Source organism: Salimicrobium jeotgali, from assembly GCF_001685435.2.
GTDB classification, from domain to species: domain Bacteria; phylum Bacillota; class Bacilli; order Bacillales; family Halobacillaceae; genus Salimicrobium; species Salimicrobium album.
On record NZ_CP011361.2, the window covers coordinates 78,019 to 102,747 of the forward strand.

Genomic DNA, 24,729 nt, shown 5'->3' on the forward strand with positions numbered 1-24,729 from the left:
TTCCAAAACTCGTCCTTTTCTGTACACATAGTCATTGCATACGAAAAGTGTCTTTTTTATGTATTTCCTGTACAAAAACCCCGTTCACTATTCTATGTTCATTAACCTCGGTTCTTTTATCTTATGGTACAATGAAAACATGGAAATGAGAAATGAGGGGTAAAATGTTTATAGGATATGCACGTGTTTCTACAGGATTACAAAATTTGGATTTACAATTACATGCGTTAACCGATTATGGATGTGAGAAAACGTTCCACGATAAAATGAGTGGAACGAAAAAACAACGCCCAGGTTTAGAGGAGGCGATTCATTATGCACGTGAAGGAGATACGATTGTCGTTTGGCGTTTAGATCGTTTAGGAAGGAATATGCAGGATTTAATTCAACTGGTGAATGAATTAAATGAACGAGGCGTCGCTTTCCATAGTTTACAGGAAAATCTGACGATGGATAAAAGTAATGCGACCGGTCAATTAATGTTTCACTTGTTTGCGGCCTTTGCCGAATTTGAACGGAATTTGATTGAGGAACGCTCGGCTGCAGGACGAACAGCTGCAAGAGCAAGAGGGCGTCTTGGGGGGCGCCCGGAGAAGTTTGGGAAAAAAGACATTGAAATGATGCGCTCTTTGATTACCAATGGAACTCCTATCAAAGATGTTGCGGAGAAGTGGGGCGTGTCCCGAACCACAATTTATCGTTATTTGGAAAAAAAGTAGATGGAAAGCATTGTTATTTATCGATATCAAAGCTCAAAGCTATGAACCGTGTCAATAATAAATGGCTCACTGAATATTTAATAATTTAATGATCATCGGAATTAGAATTGATAACATGTAATATATAACCATTTAGTAATTGTGAATTATTTAATATTCACATTGGCTTACTGCAGTGACTTAGCTTATTTCATTTTCTCTAGTCTATATACTTCAAGAGGTAGGACACATACATGAAGTTGTACAGCCCAGCAGATATGTCGGACATGCTTGGGATCTAGACAAGCACTCTTCGAAAATATTCAGTGTTGCTTGAAGAACGTATTTACACATTTGATAAGAATAATCGTGGTCAACGATTTTATACGGATAGCGACGTTATGACGCTTGCAGAAGCGCTACAAGGCCACCACCTGTCATCGAAACACGTAGCGACATAGAGCGCCTTCATAGCGATATAGAGGAATTGAAGGCTGTCGTACGTAAACAACAGGAAAGCATCGAGAAACTGATTCAGCATAACCGGGAACTTATGCAGCACATTCAAGAACAGGATGCGGTGTTTATGAAGCAATTGGAGGACGTTCCCCGTTTATCATCTTCGGATGACTTTGACATAGCAGGTATATCATAAGAGGAATTGAATGAGGAATTAGAAGAAGAGGGTTCCTCTGTAGAGGAGAAAGTGGAGGAAGAATCGAAAGAAAAGAAGTCTTGGCTTTCAAAACTGTTCGGATGGTGACACCATGGCGGCGCTATTCTCATTGATGTAGCATAAATATGACTTTTAGATTGTAAGGGGTAGCTATAAATATTTTTGTTATTATAGCTACATATTTCCCTATGACAATCCTTTGTTTTATTTTGAGGTCCTGGCTCTATCTAGAATAAGTGTGCTCCATATTTTCTGTAATGCGAGTATGTGATTCTTTATGTTTTGATACTCCTACTAATAAAAAGGTTCCGAAAAACCCTACAAATACCATTGTACTTAAGAGTAGAGTTATCGAACTATTGCTTATTAAGAATGAGCCTGTTATTGGCCCTAGGAAATAAGCTAAATTACCTCCAATACCCACAATGGAAAAGTAAGTTCCTCTTTTATTTTCATCTGACAATTCTACAATTAAAGTTTGAATTTTGGGACCTATAACTAGCTCACCTAATGTAAGGATAACCATTCCTGCGTACCAGAACCAGGGTGAGAGAGATGCAAATAAAAACAGAATAGGGCCACTACTATACAATGAACCTCCAACAAGTAACCCTGTGTTCTTGCTGAATTTATTTATTACATGCCCTGCGAACGGTTGTAGAGTTAAGACCAGTACAGTACCTATTGTCATCATTATACCTATAGTTTCTATTCCATTTCCTTCAGTCAATTCAATATGTTGTACTAAACTACTTTCGAATTGTGATTCAATGAAAAAGATAAAGAAGTAGCTTAATGTTAAAAACAAGAGTACTTTATGCATTCTGATAAATGATATATTTCTGGTGATCATAGCTGTTATTGATGTTTGTCGTTTTCGCTTTTCTTGTGTTTCTTCTAAAGTAGAAACTTGTTTTCTTATAAAAACAGGTGTCAAGCTACTTAAAATTATTAAAATCAAACTGAAAATAATAAAAGTTACGATTTCGATATCGAGGCTGGCTAATAATACTCCCGTTAGAGGACCGATTGAACCGCCTAAATTAAATGCCCAATAACTATAACTGAAAACAATAGGTAGTCGTTCTTCGGTGGTTGTATATGATATTAAAGTTTGAGAGGACGTATTATACAGATTCCAACTGATACCTGAGACAATAGCTACTAAACATAACATGTAGAAATTATTAAACAATACATAGCCAGGTAAAAAGATAGCGTTAACAAATAATGAAGTCATAAAAATGTACCTTGGTCCGATCTTATCTACTATTAAGCCTCCTACCAGCCCAAAGATAGTCGAAGCTAAAGGTGATAAACCAATCAAAAAGCCTATTTGCACAATGGACAATTCAGTGTGATGATTTAAATATACCGCTAAGAATGGAAACACCATGAACTTAGCAAACGATACTGAAAACCTTGAAATTAATATGAAAAGCATGCTTCTAGACAGTTGCTTTAATTCGTTTTTGATCTTGATTAAAAATACATTCACGTAATTCCTCCTTAAACAAATTAGTCTTTGATGAATTTTGTAATTGAATTAATCTTATATAACATATATTAACATTAACATTAATTATTCAAAATGTTAACATATGTTTATAAAGAAATAAGAGGTGAGCTATTTGTCTTCTATAGGGAATAGAATTAAAGAATTGAGAAAAAAAGGAAATTTAACTCAAATGCAACTCTCTGATGGAATAGTAACTAGAAGTTATCTTAGTCAAATTGAGAAGGGATCTGCTCAACCTTCTTATGAGACAGTCGTTAAATTTTCAGAGAAATTAGGTTGCGAAGTAGAGGATCTTTATAAAGAGCCAGAAAATAAAACGTATATATTGTCTAGATTAAAAAATGATTTATTTCTTTTAGAGGGAAAAATTAACGATGGAAACTTTAAAGATTCTGAAACACTTTTAAGTAAAATCAAATTAGACTTTTATGAAGAACTAAATACTTCTGAAAAAGGTCTCCTGGAATGGTGTAGGGGTAAGATATTTGAGAATAAAAAAAAGTGGAACCAAGCTAATAGTCATTACATGAACAGCATTCATTTTTATACAAATGCGCATAACACAACCGGAGAAATCAGGTCCAAAAATTCCTTAGCGTTTACAAAAATTAAACAAAATAAAAATGTAGAAGCTTATAATATTTTGCGTTCCTGTTACAACTTAGCTCTTCAAACGAGTTTAGGAGGACCGATGAAAACGTCCATATTGATAAATTTCGGTCATGTTCACATGCAATTAAAAGAGTATTTTTCAGCTATTAGCTTTTTTTGGGAAGCTTATGAGCTAAATTTAAATACTAATGTCCATGTTAAGGTAGGGGAAACTTTATTGATGTTAGGTATTTGTTATAAAGAGATTGAGGAATTCAATCGTGCTGAAGAGATGAACAATAAAGCTTTAACTTACTTTAAAGCTTTATCCAACGAAGAAGACTTAGCGAATGTTTATAATAATTTAGGTAACTTGTACTTGACTATGAATGAGTACGAAAAAGCGATTGAGAACTTTTTGCTAGCTTCAGATAAGTTTGAAGAGAATAGTCATCTGGACGGTATGATGATTTCAACAATTGGTTTAGCATCTAGTTTTTATCAAAATAATCAATTAACAAACTGTAGTCGTATCTGTTATCAAATTATTTCTAAAAACTCTGGTCCTCAATATCAAGGGTTTGCCTATTTACTCTTGGGAAATGTGGAATTTGAAAAAGGTAAGTTAGAAAAATCCCTGGAAAACTACCTGCTGGCCAAAAATATCTTTACAGAAGCTGATATTAAATGGGGAGTTAACAAAACTTTATCGAAAGAAGCGATCGTAAGAAGCGAATTAGGTTACTATGAAGAAGCTTTAGAGATATTTAAGAGTATTGATTTAGCCAATGATGATCCTCTATTTATTAATTAAATTTATTGAAAACATACACATCTAATGTTGAATTACCCTCCGACATTAGTGGGTTAATATACAAGAAAGTAGAAGGAAACGTAGAAGATATAGGATACCCTATTCTGAAGGAAATGAAGCAAGCAGGGTTAAAACCTGAGTTTAGTTAGATTTTTTCATGTCGTCGACTCAACTGGGCTGGCCCTAGGACGTTTTACTGCTAGAATTTTTCTGTACTGAATTTTTTAAACGAATATAGTAATAAAGAAGGCTGACGAGTAAAATGTCAGCCTTCTTTATTGTTAACCATCTATTTTTCATACGATTAGATAATTTGGTAATACATGTTGCTAATTTTATTCTTCTTCCTCAAGAAAATCATCATACAATGAATCTATGTCATTTACTTTTCTATTTACACAATCGTAAAGATCTCTAATAAGATTGGTACGGTTATTAGAACGGAGGTGGAGATTAATTTTTAATAATTCATTTTTAGCGAGCATATTTTCGTAATCCTCGTCAGTAATAAAAGCAATACTTTGTAGATGTTTATTTTGTGATGAAATTATAGAACAAAAGTATTTTTTCTCCCACGTGAAAGAACCTTCGTCGTAATAAAAACTAGTGTAAAATGTTCCAGTTATAATTATTAGCCCTCTTTTCACTTCTGCCATATAAACAAATTCACTTCGTTTTACCTCTGCAGGATAATCAATTATTGAATGGTAGTTTTCATCTGCAGAAACTGTCTCCCACTCGTAATCGGCAAAATTTTTCCGGACTTTACTTATAACCCTTAGATCTTTCTGGTTCATCATGTTACCCCCTTTTTATGCGTTTTACGTACCTCTCTAATTCATCTGCCTTTCTCCATATGCTAGTTTTATTCTTTTTAGGAATACTTTGAAACGTTTTAAAATCTCCTTCAAGGCCAATACTAATTAAATTATTTTTATTTATAAGATGGCAGAGATTTTTTAAGTGGTTTTGGTAAGCTTTTAGAACAACGTCGTTTTCATGATTTTTAAGTGAATTATAAACGTGACTTACAGTACTGCAATTCTCAGCTAAACCTTCAACTTCTTGTTCTTTAATACAGTATTTTATTTTTCTTGAAGCAGAATATAAATCATCTATACTATTTTCATCTAAGTATTTTTGTTCTTGAGCATCCTTATGATAATCGGAGGGATTGAGATTTCGATACAAAACAAAAACTATTATCAAGCTTGAAACTGTGAAAAGATAATTAGAAACAGTCATTATACGCTTAGTTAGTGTAGCTTCTAAGATTCCATCGGTACAAAAAACTATTACAGTGGTAATTGCTATTGGTAAGCCAAAAAAAACTAATATTAGATACCAAACATTACTTCGTATCTTTTTCAAAGGGAACACCTACTATAATAATATCTATTTGGTTACGCAGTATTCATGATTGAAGTATCAAAGTAAACAAATGTTAATAATCTTAATATAAAGATTATCACTCCTATAGGTTCTAAACAATCTAGTATCTTTAGTATATGCGTCTTTTATTAGAAATTGAAAAGGAGCATTCCTGTAAGGGAAAAATGTGAGGATAAATCGGAGTAGAAGCCAGATGCAAAAAAGAAGCCCCCTTGGTACGATGGAGAGTGTCATTGCAATGACCTCGAATTAAGTACCGAAGGAGGACTTCCCTATGGATTTTACACAAAATCAGCGCTTAGCGCAAATGAATGATCGCACCCTTATTATTGGCGTCGATGTAGCTAAACACAAACACGTCGCGCGGGTGGTCGATGATCGTGGCCGGGACCTTGCTAAACGGCTGGTCTTTGCCAACACAATGCCCGGTTTTTCGGAACTATTGTCCTGGGTAAGAGATCTTTCCGAGGAACATGACCGTCCCGATATCGTGATCGGCATGGAGCCGACCGGTCATTACTGGCTGAACCTGGCTTACCACCTGAAAGCCCGCGGGATTCACACCGTGGTTGTTAATCCGATGAAGGTGAAACGGTTCAAAGAGATGGACGACGATTCCCCGACGAAGAACGATACGAAAGATGCGAAAGTCATCGCTCAAATCGTCCGGGACGGACGGTTCCACGAACCGACGCTACCCGAGGATGTGTATGCGGAACTGCGTGAAGGCATGAAAGTTTACGACATCATGCAGGAAGATCTCTCTTCCATCAAAGCACAGATGCAGAATGCCCTGGATCGTTACTTTCCGGAGTTTCTCCAGGTGTTCAAGGATTGGACCGGGAAAGCAGCGCTCCATCTGTTGGAGAAAGGCTTCCTCCCGGAAGACATTCGTCAGGCTTCTGAAGAAGCGTTACTGGCAGAAGTGAAGACAGCTGCCAAACGGGCGGTTGGGATCAAGCGCATCCAGGCGTTGAAGCAGGCGGCTGAAACCAGTGTCGGTCTCACCGTCGGCTTGCGCATGGCTCGTGAGGAGTTCCGTTATCTGATCGATCAGTACAAGCGAATCGAAGAACGTCTCGTCGCTCTTGAAGCACAACTCGAAGAACTCGTTCTTCACGTTCCTGGTGCTGATCAGATGATAGCTATCAAAGGTGTCAGTGCTTTGACGGTAGCCGGTTTCTTCGCAGAAGTCGGAGACCTGGCCAACTACAGAGATCCACGCCAAATCATTAAATTAGCGGGACTCAATCTGAAGTTGAACCAGTCCGGCACATTCAAAGGCCAGACGACGATTACGAAACGTGGGAGAAAGCGACTGCGGAGCTTACTGTTTCAGGTCGCGCGTCCTCTCTCGTGTCACAATGAAGCATTCCGGAAACTCCATGAACACTATCGGTACCGGGCAACCAATCCCCTCACAGGGAAGCAGTCGTTTGTCGCTCTGAGTCGCAAGCTCGTGAAAATCTTTTATGTCTTAGGGACACGGAAGTGTACCTTCAGTGAAACGCGCATGATCCGGGATATCCCCGGCATTTCAGGCTTACAGGAAGCTGTATAAGAAGAACGGAATCATTCGTTGTACGTCCCCTTTCAACCAATAGAAGCACGGAGAAGCCGGTCAATATTTTCACCGTTAGGGCATTGACCCACAAAAGGAGCATTTCCGGCATCCACCATGGTCAGGTCGAACGAAGGAATTTGCGCGCGTAGACGCCGAGAGACGTGGGAGGGTCCACCGCCATGTGTAACGTGGAGATCCAAGGTGCGATTATACGATTCACACCCATTTCATGGAAAACATCCATGGATGTCTGGTTGGTGTCACACCCAAATTCCAAATAACCCCTTTATTTTCATATAAAGGTTCCGGTCACCACCATATACTTCTATAAGTCAAAAGGAAATGGACGAAAAACGATGAAATTCTAAGAAAACGTTAATTTAAAGAGGGAGGACATGTGTTTGCAAAGAGAGGTTAAATATTTCAAAAGGAAAGTATTGTTTTTAGCGCGAAGTTAAGAACTCTATTTTTGATAAGAATTTATTTCTAAACTTGTCTTTTTGCCCGTTTCAACGTGCTCATACTTATCCCTGTCATTTGTTCCACTTCTCGGTACGAGGCTTCTTCTAACAACTGAAGCGCGTGATCGATCTGCTTCTTGTTATATTTTTTCGGCCGGCCTTCGCAGAAGTCCGGTCGTTTTTTGGCTAGAGCTTTTCCGTCCTGGGTCTGTTCGACAATCATGTCACGCTCGAATTGTGCGAAGGAGGTCATAATATTAAAAATCAGTTGTCCCGTTGGTCACAGTTTAGTTGATGTTTGTCTGGCATCACCATCAGCGTCATACACTTTAGTATAGTAATTATAGATCTTTCCTTTTTGCTTTTAACGTTTAAGCTGTTCGACCGTTTTGTGCTTCATCTCATTTTATTGGTGGTTCGTGGATCGCGTTTCGAAATACTGGTAATACTGATTTAAATAGTTTTCTTGCTTCAAAATAGCGATTTGAAACCATTTTGAATAAGATAAGTGTTTTTCCTTACGTGTTAATGTGATATTGTTAGATTGCGTCATGCGAACTCATTCTGTCTATTAAGAGTTAGTGGTAACTTCAATATACCATGAAATTCACACGGCGTTTTTTATATGTTAGCTAGTTAGCTAACTTCATATAAGAACCAGCATTTTATTTCTTCTCTTGTATATTAAATAAAATTTGATAAGTATGAATTTTAAGGGAGGTACTACAATGAATAAAAACATTCTTAAGATACTAGGCATCTTATTTTTTTCATTTGGAGTAATAGATGTAATAAATATAATTGATTATCCTACTCTGATTATTAATATTGGCTGGACATTTACAATAATCGGAATACTATTAATAATAGCTAGTAACTTCGTACAAAAAAAGAAGCCAAATCAGTAATCTTGATTTGGCTTCTTTTTTTAATATTAGCAATGGATACCCAATCCAGCTAAGCACCCAGCACACGCAGCTGCGCCAGCTCCTGTCCAAATTGCAGTACATGCAGCACTACAAAAAGCTTTTAGCGCAAATGGGAGACTTTCAAAACCTTCTTCGACACACTGAGTAAGTCCTTCTGTATAAACTTGATCAGAATCATTAACTATTTCTGTTCGAATATATTTTCCATTTTGGTAAATTCCTTTTGCCTCGACCCCAGTATTTACATCTTTAAAAGAGATTTCCAATTGAGATTCGTTTGGTTTCAATTTCATGACTTTCACATTCACAAACTGGACTTTTTCATTAAAATATGCTACTAGATAAGCGTTGGTAAAAGGAATTGGAAACATTACATTAAATCCTGCAATCCCTTTGTATAGGTTTATAACCCCTTTTTCAAAATCTACATTATTTGTTTCTAATACTTTTTGAACTTCGTTTTGCATTCTAAGTTTTTCAATAAGTTTATTGTCTGAATTCACTTTAATTTCAAAGTGAAGCGTTTCATTATTTGTAATAAAATCCATATTTATCAGCTTCCTTTCAATTGTTTTTAGAGACAGAAACGAGCATTTCCACCGATGCACCCAGCACATGCTGCACAAGCTGGGCCAACTATTCCAAAGCAGGTGCCGCAACTTCCTGTACAAGCAGCTTTTAACCACCAAGGGAGAGCATTAAATTCCTCTTGAATACAATCTACAAAACCTTGAGATTTGACTAATTTTGTTTCTTTTCTATCAACTTTGTTAAAATTTACATCTAATCTAGTTTGGGACTGATTTGTTCCATCCAAGTCTGAGATAACATAAGTTGTTGTGGAGTCTTGGTTCTTTTTGATTGTTAATAGTTTATTGGTTGTGGTCTCACTTTTAGGATTTACGTACGCTATCAGAAACTTTACAATTTTTTCATCCTTAGTTACAACAGGTATTGTGACTGAGTAAGTGTCTGATTCGGCGTATTCATTTTTCATAATGTTATCCAAATCTAGCACATTATTACTCCTAAACGATTTTACCTCTTTGTGAGAAAGAATCTCTTCAGCTAATTCGTCGTTTTCAGAAATTACCTGAGCTCTGTGGAGATCTGGATTGTACCTCACATTGGATAAAGCAACTTGCTTAAAACTATTTTCCATTATCTTCAACTCCTTTTTTGTGATTCATTTATACAAAGAGAGAAGAGCTTAATAGGAGTCAAAATTCAAGTTAATTCGTGTAAAAATTCTACAAAACCCGGAGCTTCTATTTCATCTAATGTTTCTATTTTTTGATATATCTTCATCTTTAATTCTTGCTCTAAATCTTCACGCTCTTGAAAAGGCGTATTAATGAGTACTTTCTTTATTTTAGGCTCAAAATCATTAACCACTTCATTAAACTTTTTTTCTTTTCTTAAACAATCACACATAAAAATCCTCCTTATCAAAAGCAGATCGAAGCTCTCCTAAGGCTTTTTTATGGTTGTAGGATACCGTTTGTTTAGATTCATTTAAGAAATCCGCAACATCTTTATTTGAATAATTAAATTCATAAATAAGTGAAAGGATTGTACGCTGTTTTGGCGTGAGCTCGTTATACCAAGCGTAATACAATCCATAGTTAACAAGGCGTTCAGAAAGAGAGTGGGTCGAGGGTAAGTCATTAGGTTTAATTCTTTTATCTACTAAATTGTCTTTTGGAGTTGAGGAATTTTCGTCTTGAAAAAGAGGGGCATCCAAAGATAAATGGTACCTATTAGTGTAATTCGATACTTTTTTATCATAATCAATAGAAAAGAAGTAAATAAGCTTGTTTAAATAGGTAACAATTTTAACTTTCTTATAATAATCTTTAAAAGCTTTGTCTAAATTCTCTCTGTGGTGTGATGTAGGATTCTTAACATACTTTTTTAATAAGTGACGATGAGTTTCATCTTGAAGGAATTTTTGTATAATTGGCTCCTTCATTTTAGCAATGTGTTCATTTGAAAATACGTTTTTTAAATCCACTTTCATTCACCTCCTATATTACGTGTATGCACTTTCTATTTATAAAGAGAATGAAGTTCCCCATTAGTCAAAAATTTACATAATAAAAAGGAACGTACGTTCCCATAATTTTAACGCTTTTTAAACGTTTTGACTTTCAGTAAATGTATTCTCTTTATATAAAAGAACAAAATAAAGGGGGTGAAACAATGAATCAACCAAAAATTTATCTATACGGGTCACTTCGGTGTATCCATTGCGAAAACGCAAAGAAATGGTTGAAGGATAATGGTTTTAATTATGAGTACATGGATGTAGATAAATTGGAAAATATAAATACAATAAAATCGTACAACGTGAATGTTATTCCATTTATTTTAATCAAATATCCAAATGGTACAGAGAAACATTTCGTAGGATTCAAGGAAGACGACTTATTAAAAACATTAACTTAGGGGCGGTATAGCCAAGAGGTAAGGCGAAGGTCTGCAAAACCTTGAACCTCGGTTCGATTCCGAGTACCGCCTCCAAATAAAACATATATTCTCTAACAAGGAGGAAGTGTTTACATGAGTTCTGTGAATTCTAATTTATTTCAATGTTTTTGTGATTCGAGATGTTTAAGTTATTCGATGTCAAAAATGCTGGACCATCCAGATTTGACGGCCGAGGAGAAAACATTAATATACGAATCTTTATTAGATATTCATAATGCGGCCAATAAGATCCAGCGATATTGGCGAGAGAAAAAGGAAAACGCCGAATAAAAATTTGAGTACAATTATTGAAAAGTGAGTGATATTACATGGAATCCTCGTTTTGGATAGATTTAATTGGAAACTTAGGTTTTCCAATTGTCGTAACCCTATTTTTGCTCATGCGGCTGGAAAGAAAGTTCAACCAACTAGAACAAGTGGTTATAAAGTTACTCGCGGAAACTCGGAAAGAAAAATGAACTTTTTGTAGGGAAAGCCTGCTATAAGGTAATTAGAAGGGGAAAATCGAGTAGCATTATTACGTAATGCGACACTGAGTAGAAAAGGTGATTCGCTTTCATTCTCTCACCATCGTACGTACGTTTTCGTGTAGCACGGTTCAATAAGTTACGTTTGCTTTTTTGATAAGTTTTTGAAAACTCTTCAATCTCACCTTTTCAAGACTATTATTCTGAATCACTGTATGAAAAATATGGTTGCAGGCAATACGCCCGTCTCCTTTCTTTGTATTCGTCCGTCCCCAGGCTTTATGCTTGGGGATATTTAATTTCCAAAAGTTCGGAGCCATCGGCCTATATACTGCGTCTATCTTTTCATATAGCTGATATCTTAGTAGATAATCCATCCGTAGCAGGGTCTACTATGAATTCGTCTGACTTCTTACGATTCACCAGAACATCCCTGGTTGTTCCTATAGAAAACTTCTTTTCTCTTAGCCAGAACCTTTATAAGACTCCCCTCTGAGTAAGAGCTATGCCCCCTGCATAACTGCTATATTTATTGTCCTACATTCGAGCAGTATTAGATTTCACTTTGTCTTGCAAACGTATTTATACCAAGCACACTAAAAAAAGAAACTGGCAGATTTTCATCGATTGCCAATTTCTTTGTAATGATAAAAAAAGGTAAAGAATCTAGGGCGTGATGAAGGTGAAATCCCTCAAGAAGGTGAAAAAAAGTTTTACTATATAAGTTGAATTTAAGCTTTATATGTCCGGCTTTTCGGGTATACGCGGTCCGGTAGTTCCTGCAAGATATGCAACATCACCGTGAAGAGGTCATCGATCATTTATGTGTGAGGCTATAAAACACTAGTTCAACTTATATAGCATATTGTTAACACTCCGTAACTTCAACGTACGGTCAATAACGTTATACTCGTTTATTAGTTATTAAGCGTACATTGGGCCGTATTGGAACCAAACATATAGTGGTATGAAAGGACAAAGAATAGTCATGCTCTCTTATTCAGTTTCAAGATATACGTTTCACAAAATCACGATTACCGGTAATATATAACCCGCTTTTTAACTGGTACATTGTCGAGCCATTAACCGTTAATTCAGATACAATTGTGAAAATTTCTCCTTCCTGAACGACTTCATATTTAGATTGCCAATCAGGTTCGTCATACACCCATAACTCTTCCGTAATGACCTCAAGCATTGGCTTATCTACAATGGAAGGCCCTTCACTACGGTCAGCGATTTGATCTTTGAAAATTGACCACTCGTTAAGTAATTGGGCCGGACAATCCTTACCTGTCCAATAGTAGTGAGGGACAACACGGGAAAGAGGAATATCCCATTTCCTCATGAGCAAACGAATGAGTTTAATCCCACGGTTTCGTGTCTTAAAAAAGTCTCCGTCGTTATTTACACAAAGTTCAACTCCGATAGATTTTTTGTTTCCTTCCGATCCGGCATGCCAACCTATTTCGTCCTCTAGAAGGTGCTGGTACGTTTTAGAATCATCTACTGTATAATGCCAGGAAACTTCACGTTCTTGCGCCTCTTCACTTTTTAAATAATTCGCGTGCATTTGAGCATTGGCTCCTACATCGGTATTAGCTGTTTCATGAACTGTGATATGTGACGGCCGTATTGGGTTGCCGGGTCTGTTAGTGTTTGCTTTTGGAATGAAATCTTCAATAATCATGTGTATTTTGAACCTCCTCTTTTTCTTCTATACTTTAATTAGTAACTGTCCTAGCAATTTAATGAATCGTGCCTGATGCTTAATAAGCTGCAAGAGTTGATTATAAGTAAAACTTATAGAAAACAAGGGAGAAAAGGTAACCGAGTGACCGGTTACCTTTTTTGAAGATTTTTTCTAAAATATAATGTGTGTACATTTTGCCCGAATAAACGGTATTTACTTATCTTCTTTCTTTTCAAGAACGTGTTCCTGGTCAAGCTGGAGCGACCTAATGACTCTCTCTTTTCCGACGCGTACAGGGGTGGTATGCTCCCTCAAGACAGCCATAATTTCTTCTGTGGAGAGTTTTCGAAATAGTATATATTCATATTCTTCGATTAATAAGGCCACGGCTCCCGCCACATGGGGGGTAGCCATCGATGTTCCCGATAGAGATCGAAATTCCCCATCTAAGGATGTTGAATAAATGCTCACTCCAGGAGCATATACATCCACTTCATCATTCGTGTTGCTGAAATAAGCTACATCTGGAGCATGGTCTTTGTCGATGGCTCCTACCTGTTGCACTTCTTTATAGGCACCGGGATACCTAAATTCATCTGTTTTTAGACTGCCATCCCCATCATTACCGGAGGATGCAACAACGATAATATCGTTGTTGACAGCTCTTTTAATGGCCTTATGAAGCTTTTCATTATGTTTTTTCAATCCAAGGGAAACGGAAATAATACGCACCTGTTCTTGGTTTTCACCCCGCCAATCAATAGCGTAGTCGATCGCTTTAATCAGGGCTTGTATAGAACCTGTTCCTTCTTTGTTTAATGCTTTTAGAATGAGTAAATCTGCCCCGGGAGCTACCCCTACGATTCCTGTTTTGTTAATAGCTCCAGCCAAAGTTCCAGCCACATGGGTCCCATGACCGTTCAGGTCCTCTATGATGGAGGCATCGCTGTTATGTTCTTCTGTAAAATTATGCCCCCCGATGATCCCCTCCTTTAAATCTGGGTGGTTCGTGTCGCAGCCCGTATCAATAATTGCAGTAACTACACCTTTTCCGTAATAACCCTTTTGCCATTTCGCTTTTGCTCCAACTGAAAGGATGTTAGGCGGTAAATCCTCTCCTATATTTTCTGTTCTTTGCTTTGATACTGGTGGTAACGTAATTTTTTGTGTACTCATATAAAAAACCTCCATTGATAGGTGATTGTTTTATAAAGAGAGTTAACAAAGCCATTTGACAAACGGCTCTCGGAGAAAATATCCTGCGCATTTCATAAGGTAGTCCCTCTCTACCAATCAAGCATGAATTTCGTGGCTCATATCCTTCACGAAAACTGTTCCTCATGAGGATATATTGGGAGATGAATCGTGCCGTGGACCGCCGACTAATCCGTTATACTACTTTTCTGACCGCGAATGAACGAATACACTTGAGTGATAGCGTAACGGCGCGATCATCCAACGTATTTAGAATAGGGGGATTTGGTTTTGTGAAAGGGTTAGAAGGTGTAAAAACTATTTTTCCTTAAGTAGAAGTAAGTTTCGGTTTATATCACACAGTTGGACTGGAAAGAAGTCGTGAAGAGAGTTACTTGAATTACAATCGAGAAAAAAGTAGTTCCTACATTTTCTTGTTGGTATGTAAAACTATATTTATTACTCCTGTAAAAGTATATTATTATTTTACTTTTGACTCCTTTCAGACTTTAATACCGAAAAAATTGAAAATAGAATAAATTCACAAAAATGATAAGTGGTTTTGATTTTTTGAATTCTTCTCCTCTTTATTAGTACACCAAAAGAAAAGGAGGAATCTTATGAGCGAAAATAAGAAAGACGACTTCGGAAAAAAAGAAGAAGCTGTAGAGACGCAACTTATATGTGGGAACAGTAGAGATTGTTGTATGTACCCAGACTGTAGGACAGCGTTCGATGCTAGCGGTAATATCATAGCTTGCGGTTGCCCATATTAAGAGTCTTAAAATTTTATCGAGGAGTGTTAAAATGATTCCACAAACTAATCTCCAATATGATCGTGAACTAAATGAACAAGAAAATCAAAAACTCGTAAATAAACTAAAAAAAAGTGAAAACTTCCAAAGAATCGCAAAAGCTATGCATTCTGATAGTAAACAAGCTAAGGTACGGTCCGGGCACAAAGTCCATTATGAATTAGAAGGAGACAATACTAATTTGAAACTTCTTCTGGTGGAGCTAGAGTCGGAGAAGATTGTATACTACCAAGAATCAACTTCTGCAGAGAGAATTCAAGAGGATATGTATGGTGCCAAAGGGGACAAGAGTAAAAATCAGGCTGTTATATTTAGAATTAATGAAGGTGATGTGGTAGAAACCACAGGAGCTTATTCAGAACGTCTTTCTAAAGATTTTCTAAGCGCAGAATTGAGGTCAGAGGACGAGGTTTCTACTTCAGCTTGGTATGATGGCTGTTATCCAGGTTTTAATTATTGCGGTGCCGATTGTGGGACTCGCGGTTCTTCAGGCGGAGGGGTTCCTCAAGGCCCTTACGATCAGTGTTGCTTGGAACACGATAACTGCTGGGCCAACTTCGGCACAAATGATTGCGGATGTGATTGCAGATTGAAGTCTTGCGCCGCCGCAAACGTGTTACATGCTCCTGTTGCGTTGCACACTATCCTGATGTCCTGGTTCCCAAGAGAAGAAGGCTGTACTTGCTAAAACCCTCCCCCCCAGGTATTGGGGGGGTATTTTCTCTATTAATTAGCCATTTCAGGGCCTGACTTAAATTCTTTCCCTTCTGTGGTACGAACGGTTAATGGTTCATTGATTTCATCAAGGCCTATATAAATGAATGGGGACTTGGCGGGGTTGTTTTCATCCTCAACTATATTTACAACGACTTCTGTGTTTTCATTTTGGTTAATCTTCTCAACTTCAATCTTCTTACCGATATATTCTTTGCTAAGTCTTAAAAAAATTTCTTTGTTTCCCTCTGAAATTGTTGAAACACTATAGTGATTATACGTGCCTTCTTGAACACGCATATGCCCTTGATCATTAATCCAATAATCCTCTCCATCATTTGGAGTTACAACGAATATAGTTGTAATAAAGACTACCGGTAGTACGAAAAGACCAATTTTATCTCCAATCGACACCTTGGTGAGTTTCGATGATTTAATCAATAGAGGTAATGCTACCGTTCCCAATACACTAATTAGAAAGATTCCCCCTGCTAGAAATACATACCCCATCCCTTCAAATCCTCTTACAAAGAAAAGACTATAGAGAACAATGGTTAAAGCTGTTATAAATGTCAGCAACGGGGCCAAGTAATACTGCTTTTTAAATTTTGAAATGATAAAAAAGAAGCTGAAAACCAACAAACCAAAAAATAGCCCACTTGCCATTATTGAATACATTCAATCTCCTCCTTAGAATTAATAAAATAGTTGAAATTGCCAAGTAGCCATTAAAATCACTAAATCCACTACCAGGGAATAAAGGAACCATTTCTTATTTAGGAACATCCATGTGAAAACTAATAAAAAAATGGCTGCCGGTAAATAAAATAAAAAGGTTGCAGATTGAAAGGTTTGTAGAGCTAACGCATCCCCAGACTCATGGAAACGTAGAGTGTTAAAAGATATAACAAAAAGCACTAATACCCTCACTAAGATCACCAAAAGTCGTAAGCCTCTATTTATATGGATTAACTTCTTTAGAGGCTTAATTTCAAAGTCATTGCCCACATTGATTTCCGTGCTTCCTACTGATTCATTCAAAAAATCCCACTTATCGAGCATGTTGTCACATATAGAACAATACTGAACATGCTCGTTGATTATCTCTTGTGTTTCTGCGTCTAATTCATCAAAAACTGGAATTAATTCCTGACAAAGTTTATGAATTTTCCTTTCATGTTCATTCATCTAAATCATTCCTCGCTTTTATTAACCTTTTCTTAACTCGAAAAACACGTGATTTGATTGTAGAAATATTAATATTCAACATTTCACTTATTTCTTTATACTCGTAACCATAATGTTCTTTAGCAAGAATGATAGATTTATCCGTTTTAGACAGAGTAGCGAGCACAGAATCTAGCTGGGTATCTACTATGAGCTGTTTTTCAGGTGAAGAATTATTGATTAACAAATCTTCTATCATGTCCCCTTCTTTTAATAAGCTAGGTTTTTTCTTTTTGTATCGGTCCAAAAGGGTATTTCGTGCTGCTACTTTTAGCCATCCTTTAAGTGAACGAACATCCGAGATAATACTGGGTTTGGTTATTATTTTCGTGAACAGCTCCTGAATAATGTCCTCTGCTTCTTCTTGACTGCCAGTCATCCTTGCTAAATACCGTCTTAACTCGTAGTAATGTTCTTCATAAATACTTTCTAAATACTGGAAGGGTTTCGATTTCACCAATATAAGAACTCCTTACTAACGTTCTCATAATAGAGGACGGTTTTGTAAAAAAAAAGTTGCACTTAAATTATTATTTTAACCATGAATCATTACTTGAGAAAAGATAGATTTTCCAATAAACAAAAAAGCAAAGAATAGTCACTTTCGAAGGAGGTTCTAAGTCAATTGTTGGGTGGAGGATCTTTTCCTCTGCCCCTTTATCCTATGTTTTTCCCTACGTGCTTGAATTGGTGATGCATCAGAATGCGGGCCCGTAACCGGTCGTGCCGGCGAAAGCCGAAGGCATTCCGTTTCCATACTTTCGTCTGGTTGTTCAACCCTTCCACGAAGCCATTGCTGTAATCAAACATAAAACTATTCATGATTTCGGTCTGCCAGTTTCTGAACGTATCCACCGCGGCCATGAATTCTTTCATCCCTGAGGAAGCCACAAGATCATAAAAGGCATATAGGTTCTCTTTCACTTGCTTGATCTCTCCTTGCTTTGCTATCTCAAACCACGTTTGATACGCCTCTTTTAATTGGTAAGCCACTTTCAATTCTGAAGACAGGTGGAGGTATCTTTCCAGATACCATCGCTGTTTATCCGACAGGGACTCATAGGGTTTGTGAAAGATATGTCTCATCCTCTTACACTTTCTGCGGTCGTAATCATGAAAGTCCTTCTGGACTCTCTTCCTTACACGGTCTACAGCCCAGTTGATATACCGGCAGAAGTGGAAACGGTCGGCGACGATGATGGGGTTATTCAATGCTTTGTTCACCGCCGACTTGAAGGCATAGCTCATGTCCATGACGACACACTCTACGTTCGACTTTTTCTTCTTCAGATAGTCTTTAACGGTCTCGGCCGACCGGTCCGGTAGGATATCAATCGGTTCCCCGGTATCCGCGTTAGCGATGATGACCTGATACGTGCCCCGGTCCGTATCTCCCTTATATTCATCAATCGCAATTACGCGAGGAAGCTCCTCCACTTCTTTCAGGTGAGACGCCGAGATACGATTAAAGCGCCGGACGGCGGTATTGGGCGATGTATGAAACAGGTGGGCTGGGTCTTTAAAGTTCTTGCCATGGATGAGCCTGAAGCCGAAGGCCTGGTTCCATTCTTTCGAATGGCGCTGGTAACGCTCAACTAGAGAATTCTGTTCCGCAAACTTTTTCCCACATGCGCAGGCATACCGTCGTTTACGATAGAAAAGGTGAGTCAGGCGTTCAAACCACTTGAGATGTTGGACCTTCTGCAGCCGATAGTCATGAACCCGACGGGTTCTAGCCTGAAAGGAAGGACAAACGTGAGTTGTTTTCGGCATCTGAACATGAAGGTACAAACACCCGTCCCGTTCCTCCGTCTTCCTCACTTCCACACCTTCAAATCCTGGAATCATCATGGTAGAATGCATATATACACACAACTCCTATCTTTTTCTTGGGGCTCGTCAATTCAAGTGTAAAAGATAAAGGAGCTTGTGTGTTTTTTATGCTGAATTTTTCTGATACCCCAACAAATATTGTAGAGCCAAAAGAATGAAACAAAAGCAAGGAGAGACGTGATGTTGTTTCTCTTGGGAATCAACACAGGGTTGAGAATCAGTGATCTTCTGCGCCTGAAAGTCTCTCACGTACGGAATTGCGATTTTTTTAATCTCATTGAACAGAAATCGGAAAAAAAGCGAGAGGTGGATGTGCGAGCGTTACGGGGAGAAATAGACGATTATATCGCAGGGAAAGGACAGGAAGACTACTTGTTTCCATCGCAGAAAGGTGGCAAGCCGATAACGACAGTACAGGCTTATCGGATCCTTGCGGATGCAGCTGCATTTTTAGATAGAGATGACGTTGGGACGCAAACACTTCCCTCCACCTTAAGGTGGAGGGAAGTGTTTGCTTAAAGGTTCAATACACTATAGTTATTATTTTTATTGGTCCTGTTGTTATACAAGCGACCCTTCACAGGCACTGGACCAGACTATGTCGCTTAATTTACAGCTTTACCCTTAAAAGAGGTAGAAAGGGCCACAAGGAGTGCTGAAAAAGCCTGGAAGGCACGTAATAGCAAAGAAGCTAATCAAATAGCTATTGATAAAGGCTATCCTGGTGCTGGATAAAATCTTCGGAATTCCAAAATCATCGATTGGTTAGAGATAAGTTCGAAAGAAATGAAGAAGCTACAGACGGTCATAGACGGCCCTGAGAAGCGCAGAAGGAAAAGAAAGAGGAATCGGTTGTATCAGGAAGAAAGACGTCGTGAGCGTGGTGATATGGCTCGAAAACAATATCTCGAAAAAGAACGTGACAAAACAATCAAAAAAGTAGCTGAGTTAAAGAAACTACTGGACAAAGGTGTTCAACGAAAGGAAATCATACAAAGAATGGGAATATCTTTACCTTACTACAAGAAGTTGAAAAAACAAATCTAGGGGGATACAGGTTCATCGCCCTTATATTATGGGCGGAGCCTGCTAGCTACATTTTATGGGGTAGTCTGAGAGGGTTATTGCCTCTTCTTTTTTCCCTTTAGCTCTCTGCTACATGGAGCTCTACAGCTTAATAGCTCTTTTGGTGATCTAGATACTTACCTTTCGACAGTATGACTATTGAGATTATGACGTTTGTTAAGCATTACCTGCGGCTGTTATGTGGTATATGTATAGTGCTATTGAGAACCAGGTGCGGCATTATTTTGATTTATTATGGAGTAATTATACTCATTTTTTCTTTCTTAATTTGATAGTTCAAATTTTGTCCTTTAACTAAGCTTCTATGATCGTTTGACTATTTGGTATGATCCTCCTCTTTATAAAGTACAGGGCGAGTCAATGGCCACCTGTTTATCGGTTAGCTACCGACAAATTATTGTAGGAGGAAAAATAATGAATCAAACTAGAAGCAGATTCGTGACTTTGGAGGAAGCCAAGAATGTGGCTGGAGCTTTGAAAGAAAGTGAATTGGTGTATCATAAATCCGGTCAGAGCCAGTCTTTAACACCAACGATTGCCATTACCGATTTTATTGTAGATGGAGAGCTCTATTTTAAATTGTTGGCTTCATATTACTATGTCAGTGAAAAATTGCAAATTTTAGTAGTAGAAACTAAAGATCACAACAATGATACTGTTGAATTTTCAGAAAAAATTTGGGAATATAATCTTGATAAAAAGAAATATCATCATGAAAAATATCTTAATGGTGAATTGACAGTATCTGAATATAGAGATGAAGGTTATGATATGCCGGATAAAATTGCAGAATTTCAAGATGCAAAGCGTTTTGAAGAAAGTGTAGAGGCTCAGGATACTGCGGCTGCGGCTTGTTTTTTGGAAAACCCACCATTTGGTGTTGAACCATGTTGTCTATTTGAAGGAGTTGAATATAACTATTGTGGTTCCTATTGTGGGGTAAATCGTGATGCTGGTGGTGGAGCTGTTGTAAACACGTGTGATGTTTGTTGCTTTAACCACGATAATTGCCTTGAACGTGGTGATGACCGTTGTGGTTGCCATGCAGATATTCTTGATTGTCTTGGCCGTTATTCTTGTCCAGGAGATTCAACGATGGGCGCTGGGATGAGAGTTAAAGCAACAAACGATGGGTGTTATTTTTAATATACAATTACTGAATTTTCGATAAGTATTACTATAGCCAGAAGATCCTTGGAGGGTCTTCTGGCTTTTTTGACATACTTTCTAGTTCAGTGACTTTTTATGAGAGTTACTACATTTGGGCCATCATTAAAAGAAATCCAATAACTACACCACCACTTATTGATATTAGTATTGCTATAATAGCTAGTGGATTTCTTTCAGTGCGCTTAAATAAAGCAATAGAGCCACATATAATAGAAAGAATCAGAAATGAAAATGTTATTATTAATAAAATAGTAAAATCGATTTTAAAATAGAAGTGTATGGCTCCATAAAAAAGGAAAAGTGGAATTATGCTTAATAATATGGATCCATAACTTAACCAAGTAAACCGTTTCATCTAAACTCCCCAACTATAAAATTATTTATTTTTTAGAAAAAGAATGAAAATATAAAGAAATTTATAATCGTTAGGATGGATGCAGAAATAGTTGTTTTTTTCCATGCCAATTTAGATATAAAGCTCCAAACACCCATGATTACAGAAGTTATACCCAAGGTTAAAAGTAAGTAGTACATGAAATTTAACAACGATTGGTTACCATTAGCAAAACCAAAAACGAAAAATGCGATGCATGTGAAGAATACCAGCACACTCAATATAAGAAATGTGTAGCTTTTCCACGAACTTTTAGCCATTCTCTTACCTCCAGTTATTCATTTTATAATTAATCAACAAATGGATATACCACCTACTTTTTCTAACTATAGTATTTACTGTGATTAAAATCAAAAATTGCAATATTATCCTCTTGAAATTTGTTCAATGTTTTTGATGCTCGTTCACCAATATAATAATTAGTAATTTTATGTAAGACTTTTCTTTGTAAGATTACGATTTTGTTTTATTGCATATTTATATTTTCGCAAGGATTGAAAACTAAAAAGCACCTTTTATTATAGAGATGCTTTTGAAAAGGTAGTACATTTTCACTTTGGGTTGTTCAAAAGGTTTCTGATAAATCTTTAATATTATTTTGATTTTGGATGAAAACAGCAGATTTTCATTTAATAGAGAACATTTATAATTATTGTTCTTCATTTAAGAATTCTACAAAACCAGGGACCTCTAATTTTTATCTCTTGCTCCATATCTTCTCTATCTTGAGAGGAAGTATTATTCAACGCCTTATTGATCTTTGGTTCAAAGCTATCTACAACTTCTTTGTATAAGGTTTCTTTTGTCTTCATAGTTGTACCTCCAAAAAATTAGTTTGAAACAGAAGCCCGTAGATTTTGAATACCTTTTTTATGGTTATAGGAGATAGTTTGTTTTGATTCGCCAATTAACTCAGCAATCTCCTTGTCGATCAAATTGTATTGATAACTTAACGTGATTATTTTTTTTGCTTGGTAGATAAATTTTCCCATGCGTTATACAGATTTATGTTCAATAAGAACTCCTGCAATGAGAAATTATGAAGATTATTTAGAGAATCGATAGGTTCTTTATCATCAGCTATGGTGTCTTTGATGGTTGTGGTACCACCCTCAGCTTCTATTGGTTTGTCCGAGAAGTATTCCTTTCCATAGCAAATCAACGTACCCTTGTTCTCCCCCTGTTTTCTTAACACTTTGCTCGAAGGTTGCCACGCGACGTCTTGATATTCCGAATACGTAAAAAAAAGCGTCCCAAAATGACTTTGCATCCGCACTTTCATTCGCGGCATCTTCCCATTCCTTTGAAAACGAAACAACACGTGAACGTATTTCATTCCAACTGATCATATAAACCCGCCTTTCCTAAAAATAGACAATCTGCGACTTCATTCTACCATGGAAGAAGGAGAAAACGACTAGGAGAACCGAGGCATTATGAAGAACGTTTAGCAAGTAAGAAGTGATTTTGATGAGGAAGCTTAGAGTGTAATTTGGAGTAAGGATAAATATACTTAGACACCTGATGGTAGATGATTTGATGAAGAAACTGAGTCGTATAGAGGAGATCATTGTCATTTAGAAGAGGCGTTGCGCTCACCTTAGGATAAATTCACTAAACTTCAGTATATTTTCAGGAGTGAAATTATATTATTGAAGTCTCTTCGCTCTTTTCAACGTGCTTATACTTATCCCTGTCATTTGTTCCACTTCTCGGTATGAGGCCTCTTCCAACAACTGAAGCGCATGATCGATCTGCTTCTTACTATGTTTTTTCGGCCGACCTTCGCGGAAGTCCGGCCTTTTTCTGGCTAGGGCTTTTCCGTCCTGGGTCCGTTCGACGATCATGTCACGCTCGAATTGCGCGAAAGAGGTCATGATATTAAATATCAGGCGGCCGGTCGGTGTGTTTTCAATAATCCCCATATTCAATACGTGCACCCGTACCCCTCGTTCGAATAAATCCTCAATGATACTCGTCGCATCGTTCGCTGAACGAGCAAACCGGTCCAGTTTCGTTACGACCAGTGTATCTCCTTCACTTAATCGATTGATTAGTTCATTGAACTCTTTGCGCTTTTCCCGTTTCGTCCCCGTGACAAATTCCTGATAAATTTCTTCGCATCCTTCATTTTGAAGTGCCTGGATCTGTCCTTCCAAATCTTGGCCTCTCGTAGACACTCTCGCGTATCCAAATTTCATGAAAAACGTCCTCATTTCTGACCATAAGTTATGACACCGTTCTATCTACTGATTTAACCACATCAGCTCATCGGTGTCAAAACTTCAAAGTTTTGACCAATAATTATTCGAAATAGATTACTGAATATTTAATATTCTAATGATCCTTAGTGTTCGAATTGATAAAATGTAATATATAACCATTTGAAAGAATTACATTACTTGCAAGCCAAATTCTTTTTTAATGGGAATTATCTCGAAACTGAGTTTTCAAGTAAAGGGCAGGTTAGTTGAAGACTTGAATTCGAGATATTATCTTGTAGTGACATTATTATACAATAAATGTAAAATTAAGAATGCGAATACTTCCGAAACTATTGGAGGAGAAGATGTCAATAGAACCTGTCAAAAAAGCGTATGGATATGTAATACGATATAGGGATGGAAAGCCTCAAGTGTTAGTATTTCAACATCCTATTAAGGAAGCAGGAATTCAAATTCCTAAAGGTACAGTAAAGATAGGAGAAGATACTTACGATGCTGTAATCCGAGAGATAAAAGAGGAAACTGGCTTAGAAAAATTCACAGTTGAAAAATTATTAGTTGATGATTTGTGGAGAAATGATGATGGAGCTATACATAACCGATTTTTCTACAAGATAAATGTTACAGAAGAGAGAGATCAGTGGCATTACAAACCAACCGGCGGCGGAGAAGAAGAAGGCCTTATGTTTAAATTTTTTTGGATATCATCTTTATCTGAAACCAACTTAATAAGAGGTCATGGAGACTACCTAAGTTTAATATTCGATTAGCTCTAAC

General features: G+C 37.2%; 26 protein-coding genes, 1 tRNA gene and 2 pseudogenes. 12 read left to right on the top strand and 17 right to left on the bottom strand.

What is annotated here, in order from left to right; genetic code table 11:
* The first annotated feature begins 164 nt into the window (after positions 1-164).
* On the top strand, positions 165-719 hold the full coding sequence (locus tag AAV35_RS00380) for a recombinase family protein (RefSeq protein WP_008591948.1): 555 nt from the start codon (positions 165-167) through the stop codon (positions 717-719).
* Positions 720-1,597: 878 nt separating this feature from the next.
* On the opposite strand, the gene AAV35_RS00385 is transcribed toward AAV35_RS00380, so the two are convergent.
* Complete coding sequence (locus tag AAV35_RS00385) at positions 1,598-2,872, bottom strand: MFS transporter (protein WP_008592018.1); 1,275 nt, start codon at positions 2,870-2,872, stop codon at positions 1,598-1,600.
* Positions 2,873-3,005: 133 nt separating this feature from the next.
* Here AAV35_RS00385 and AAV35_RS00390 point away from each other — a divergent pair, with 133 nt between their 5' ends.
* Entirely contained in the window at positions 3,006-4,298 is a 1,293-nt protein-coding gene (locus tag AAV35_RS00390) for a helix-turn-helix transcriptional regulator (protein WP_008592020.1), read from the top strand.
* 335 nt (positions 4,299-4,633) lie between these two features.
* On the opposite strand, the gene AAV35_RS00395 is transcribed toward AAV35_RS00390, so the two are convergent.
* Together AAV35_RS00395 and AAV35_RS00400 are read right to left on the bottom strand one after the other, a co-directional pair.
* Complete coding sequence (locus AAV35_RS00395) at positions 4,634-5,095, bottom strand: hypothetical protein (RefSeq protein WP_008592022.1); 462 nt, start codon at positions 5,093-5,095, stop codon at positions 4,634-4,636.
* Positions 5,096-5,099: 4 nt separating this feature from the next.
* Positions 5,100-5,669, bottom strand: a complete 570-nt coding sequence (locus AAV35_RS00400) for a hypothetical protein (protein ID WP_008592023.1) — start codon at positions 5,667-5,669, stop codon at positions 5,100-5,102.
* 295 nt (positions 5,670-5,964) lie between these two features.
* Here AAV35_RS00400 and AAV35_RS00405 point away from each other — a divergent pair, with 295 nt between their 5' ends.
* Positions 5,965-7,251, top strand: a complete 1,287-nt coding sequence (locus AAV35_RS00405; protein ID WP_065757324.1) for an IS110 family RNA-guided transposase — start codon at positions 5,965-5,967, stop codon at positions 7,249-7,251.
* Positions 7,252-7,740: 489 nt separating this feature from the next.
* On the opposite strand, the pseudogene AAV35_RS00410 reads toward AAV35_RS00405, so the two are convergent.
* Positions 7,741-7,995: pseudogene (locus AAV35_RS00410) on the bottom strand (recombinase family protein); the annotation flags it as partial.
* A gap of 448 nt (positions 7,996-8,443) precedes the next feature.
* On the opposite strand from AAV35_RS00410, the gene AAV35_RS00415 reads away from it, so the two are divergent.
* Positions 8,444-8,623 (top strand): hypothetical protein, encoded by a 180-nt coding sequence (locus tag AAV35_RS00415; protein WP_040609753.1) that lies wholly within the window; start codon positions 8,444-8,446, stop codon positions 8,621-8,623.
* Between the two features lie 26 nt (positions 8,624-8,649).
* On the opposite strand, the gene AAV35_RS00420 is transcribed toward AAV35_RS00415, so the two are convergent.
* The 4 genes from AAV35_RS00420 to AAV35_RS00435 all read right to left on the bottom strand — a co-directional run bounded on the left by AAV35_RS00420 (position 8,650) and on the right by AAV35_RS00435 (position 10,658).
* On the bottom strand, positions 8,650-9,192 hold the full coding sequence (locus AAV35_RS00420) for a hypothetical protein (RefSeq protein WP_008591804.1): 543 nt from the start codon (positions 9,190-9,192) through the stop codon (positions 8,650-8,652).
* Between the two features lie 26 nt (positions 9,193-9,218).
* On the bottom strand, positions 9,219-9,806 hold the full coding sequence (locus AAV35_RS00425) for a hypothetical protein (protein ID WP_008591803.1): 588 nt from the start codon (positions 9,804-9,806) through the stop codon (positions 9,219-9,221).
* A 65-nt stretch (positions 9,807-9,871) separates the two neighbouring features.
* The gene (locus AAV35_RS00430) at positions 9,872-10,078 is read right to left on the bottom strand and encodes a hypothetical protein (RefSeq protein WP_008591802.1); all 207 of its coding nucleotides are present in this window, start codon (positions 10,076-10,078) and stop codon (positions 9,872-9,874) included.
* Positions 10,071-10,658 (bottom strand): sigma-70 family RNA polymerase sigma factor, encoded by a 588-nt coding sequence (locus AAV35_RS00435; protein ID WP_008591801.1) that lies wholly within the window; start codon positions 10,656-10,658, stop codon positions 10,071-10,073. Before AAV35_RS00435 ends, AAV35_RS00430 begins: the two co-directional genes overlap by 8 nt.
* Before the next feature lie 188 nt (positions 10,659-10,846).
* Between AAV35_RS00435 and AAV35_RS00440 the strand changes: the two genes are divergently transcribed.
* The 3 genes from AAV35_RS00440 (at position 10,847) to AAV35_RS00455 (ending at position 11,592) form a co-directional block, all read left to right on the top strand.
* Positions 10,847-11,092: a glutaredoxin family protein gene (locus AAV35_RS00440; RefSeq protein WP_065757325.1), complete on the top strand. Its 246-nt coding sequence runs from the start codon at positions 10,847-10,849 to the stop codon at positions 11,090-11,092.
* 1 nt (position 11,093) lies between these two features.
* Positions 11,094-11,167 (top strand) — tRNA-Cys (locus AAV35_RS00445).
* Between the two features lie 275 nt (positions 11,168-11,442).
* Positions 11,443-11,592: a YvrJ family protein gene (locus AAV35_RS00455; protein ID WP_073991972.1), complete on the top strand. Its 150-nt coding sequence runs from the start codon at positions 11,443-11,445 to the stop codon at positions 11,590-11,592.
* A gap of 1,015 nt (positions 11,593-12,607) precedes the next feature.
* Here the strand turns inward: AAV35_RS00455 and AAV35_RS00465 are convergent.
* Together AAV35_RS00465 and AAV35_RS00470 are read right to left on the bottom strand one after the other, a co-directional pair.
* A complete protein-coding gene (locus AAV35_RS00465) occupies positions 12,608-13,291 on the bottom strand; it encodes an N-acetylmuramoyl-L-alanine amidase (RefSeq protein ID WP_008591807.1) in 684 nt (227 codons plus the stop codon).
* 216 nt (positions 13,292-13,507) lie between these two features.
* Positions 13,508-14,470 (bottom strand): S8 family peptidase, encoded by a 963-nt coding sequence (locus tag AAV35_RS00470; protein WP_065757328.1) that lies wholly within the window; start codon positions 14,468-14,470, stop codon positions 13,508-13,510.
* 825 nt (positions 14,471-15,295) lie between these two features.
* Between AAV35_RS00470 and AAV35_RS00475 the strand changes: the two genes are divergently transcribed.
* Positions 15,296-15,991 (top strand): hypothetical protein, encoded by a 696-nt coding sequence (locus tag AAV35_RS00475; RefSeq protein ID WP_008591649.1) that lies wholly within the window; start codon positions 15,296-15,298, stop codon positions 15,989-15,991.
* Positions 15,992-16,029: 38 nt separating this feature from the next.
* Here the strand turns inward: AAV35_RS00475 and AAV35_RS00480 are convergent, their stop codons facing one another.
* The 4 genes from AAV35_RS00480 to AAV35_RS00495 form a co-directional block, all read right to left on the bottom strand.
* Entirely contained in the window at positions 16,030-16,695 is a 666-nt protein-coding gene (locus AAV35_RS00480) for a YesK family protein (protein ID WP_008591647.1), read from the bottom strand.
* 18 nt (positions 16,696-16,713) lie between these two features.
* On the bottom strand, positions 16,714-17,205 hold the full coding sequence (locus tag AAV35_RS00485) for a hypothetical protein (RefSeq protein ID WP_008591646.1): 492 nt from the start codon (positions 17,203-17,205) through the stop codon (positions 16,714-16,716).
* Positions 17,198-17,701, bottom strand: coding sequence for an RNA polymerase sigma factor (locus AAV35_RS00490; RefSeq protein ID WP_008591643.1), 504 nt, complete (start codon positions 17,699-17,701; stop codon positions 17,198-17,200). Before AAV35_RS00490 ends, AAV35_RS00485 begins: the two co-directional genes overlap by 8 nt.
* A 200-nt stretch (positions 17,702-17,901) precedes the next feature.
* Positions 17,902-19,107: an ISL3 family transposase gene (locus AAV35_RS00495; protein ID WP_008591641.1), complete on the bottom strand. Its 1,206-nt coding sequence runs from the start codon at positions 19,105-19,107 to the stop codon at positions 17,902-17,904.
* 138 nt (positions 19,108-19,245) lie between these two features.
* On the opposite strand from AAV35_RS00495, the pseudogene AAV35_RS00500 reads away from it, so the two are divergent.
* From AAV35_RS00500 to AAV35_RS00510, 3 genes and pseudogenes are all read left to right on the top strand, one after another.
* Positions 19,246-19,596 (top strand): annotated as a pseudogene (locus tag AAV35_RS00500) (tyrosine-type recombinase/integrase); the annotation flags it as partial.
* Positions 19,597-19,929: 333 nt separating this feature from the next.
* A complete protein-coding gene (locus AAV35_RS00505) occupies positions 19,930-20,124 on the top strand; it encodes a hypothetical protein (protein ID WP_040609694.1) in 195 nt (64 codons plus the stop codon).
* 453 nt (positions 20,125-20,577) lie between these two features.
* Positions 20,578-21,309, top strand: a complete 732-nt coding sequence (locus tag AAV35_RS00510) for a phospholipase A2 family protein (RefSeq protein ID WP_008591635.1) — start codon at positions 20,578-20,580, stop codon at positions 21,307-21,309.
* Positions 21,310-22,386: 1,077 nt separating this feature from the next.
* On the opposite strand, the gene AAV35_RS14255 is transcribed toward AAV35_RS00510, so the two are convergent.
* From AAV35_RS14255 to AAV35_RS00530, 3 genes are all read right to left on the bottom strand, one after another.
* Entirely contained in the window at positions 22,387-22,539 is a 153-nt protein-coding gene (locus tag AAV35_RS14255) for a hypothetical protein (RefSeq protein ID WP_008591629.1), read from the bottom strand.
* Positions 22,540-22,839: 300 nt separating this feature from the next.
* Positions 22,840-23,076, bottom strand: a complete 237-nt coding sequence (locus tag AAV35_RS14260) for a type IIL restriction-modification enzyme MmeI (RefSeq protein ID WP_156330902.1) — start codon at positions 23,074-23,076, stop codon at positions 22,840-22,842.
* A 300-nt stretch (positions 23,077-23,376) separates the two neighbouring features.
* Positions 23,377-23,928 (bottom strand): recombinase family protein, encoded by a 552-nt coding sequence (locus AAV35_RS00530; protein WP_008591624.1) that lies wholly within the window; start codon positions 23,926-23,928, stop codon positions 23,377-23,379.
* Between the two features lie 368 nt (positions 23,929-24,296).
* Between AAV35_RS00530 and AAV35_RS00535 the strand changes: the two genes are divergently transcribed.
* Complete coding sequence (locus AAV35_RS00535) at positions 24,297-24,722, top strand: NUDIX hydrolase (RefSeq protein WP_008591621.1); 426 nt, start codon at positions 24,297-24,299, stop codon at positions 24,720-24,722.
* The last annotated feature ends 7 nt before the right edge of the window (positions 24,723-24,729 follow it).

What these genes read in the sequence shown, in the direction of transcription:
- AAV35_RS00380 (WP_008591948.1), top strand. Translation starts at nt 165, where the DNA reads ATGTTTATAGGATATGCACGTGTTTCTACAGGATTACAAAATTTGGAT.
- AAV35_RS00395 (WP_008592022.1), bottom strand. Translation starts at nt 5,095, where the DNA reads ATGAACCAGAAAGATCTAAGGGTTATAAGTAAAGTCCGGAAAAATTTT.
- AAV35_RS00405 (WP_065757324.1), top strand. Translation starts at nt 5,965, where the DNA reads ATGGATTTTACACAAAATCAGCGCTTAGCGCAAATGAATGATCGCACC.
- AAV35_RS00415 (WP_040609753.1), top strand. Translation starts at nt 8,444, where the DNA reads ATGAATAAAAACATTCTTAAGATACTAGGCATCTTATTTTTTTCATTT.
- AAV35_RS00420 (WP_008591804.1), bottom strand. Translation starts at nt 9,192, where the DNA reads ATGGATTTTATTACAAATAATGAAACGCTTCACTTTGAAATTAAAGTG.
- AAV35_RS00425 (WP_008591803.1), bottom strand. Translation starts at nt 9,806, where the DNA reads ATGGAAAATAGTTTTAAGCAAGTTGCTTTATCCAATGTGAGGTACAAT.
- AAV35_RS00430 (WP_008591802.1), bottom strand. Translation starts at nt 10,078, where the DNA reads ATGTGTGATTGTTTAAGAAAAGAAAAAAAGTTTAATGAAGTGGTTAAT.
- AAV35_RS00440 (WP_065757325.1), top strand. Translation starts at nt 10,847, where the DNA reads ATGAATCAACCAAAAATTTATCTATACGGGTCACTTCGGTGTATCCAT.
- AAV35_RS00455 (WP_073991972.1), top strand. Translation starts at nt 11,443, where the DNA reads ATGGAATCCTCGTTTTGGATAGATTTAATTGGAAACTTAGGTTTTCCA.
- AAV35_RS00465 (WP_008591807.1), bottom strand. Translation starts at nt 13,291, where the DNA reads ATGATTATTGAAGATTTCATTCCAAAAGCAAACACTAACAGACCCGGC.
- AAV35_RS00470 (WP_065757328.1), bottom strand. Translation starts at nt 14,470, where the DNA reads ATGAGTACACAAAAAATTACGTTACCACCAGTATCAAAGCAAAGAACA.
- AAV35_RS00475 (WP_008591649.1), top strand. Translation starts at nt 15,296, where the DNA reads ATGATTCCACAAACTAATCTCCAATATGATCGTGAACTAAATGAACAA.
- AAV35_RS00480 (WP_008591647.1), bottom strand. Translation starts at nt 16,695, where the DNA reads ATGTATTCAATAATGGCAAGTGGGCTATTTTTTGGTTTGTTGGTTTTC.
- AAV35_RS00485 (WP_008591646.1), bottom strand. Translation starts at nt 17,205, where the DNA reads ATGAATGAACATGAAAGGAAAATTCATAAACTTTGTCAGGAATTAATT.
- AAV35_RS00495 (WP_008591641.1), bottom strand. Translation starts at nt 19,107, where the DNA reads ATGCATTCTACCATGATGATTCCAGGATTTGAAGGTGTGGAAGTGAGG.
- AAV35_RS00510 (WP_008591635.1), top strand. Translation starts at nt 20,578, where the DNA reads ATGAATCAAACTAGAAGCAGATTCGTGACTTTGGAGGAAGCCAAGAAT.
- AAV35_RS14255 (WP_008591629.1), bottom strand. Translation starts at nt 22,539, where the DNA reads ATGAAGACAAAAGAAACCTTATACAAAGAAGTTGTAGATAGCTTTGAA.
- AAV35_RS14260 (WP_156330902.1), bottom strand. Translation starts at nt 23,076, where the DNA reads ATGATCAGTTGGAATGAAATACGTTCACGTGTTGTTTCGTTTTCAAAG.
- AAV35_RS00530 (WP_008591624.1), bottom strand. Translation starts at nt 23,928, where the DNA reads ATGAAATTTGGATACGCGAGAGTGTCTACGAGAGGCCAAGATTTGGAA.
- AAV35_RS00535 (WP_008591621.1), top strand. Translation starts at nt 24,297, where the DNA reads ATGTCAATAGAACCTGTCAAAAAAGCGTATGGATATGTAATACGATAT.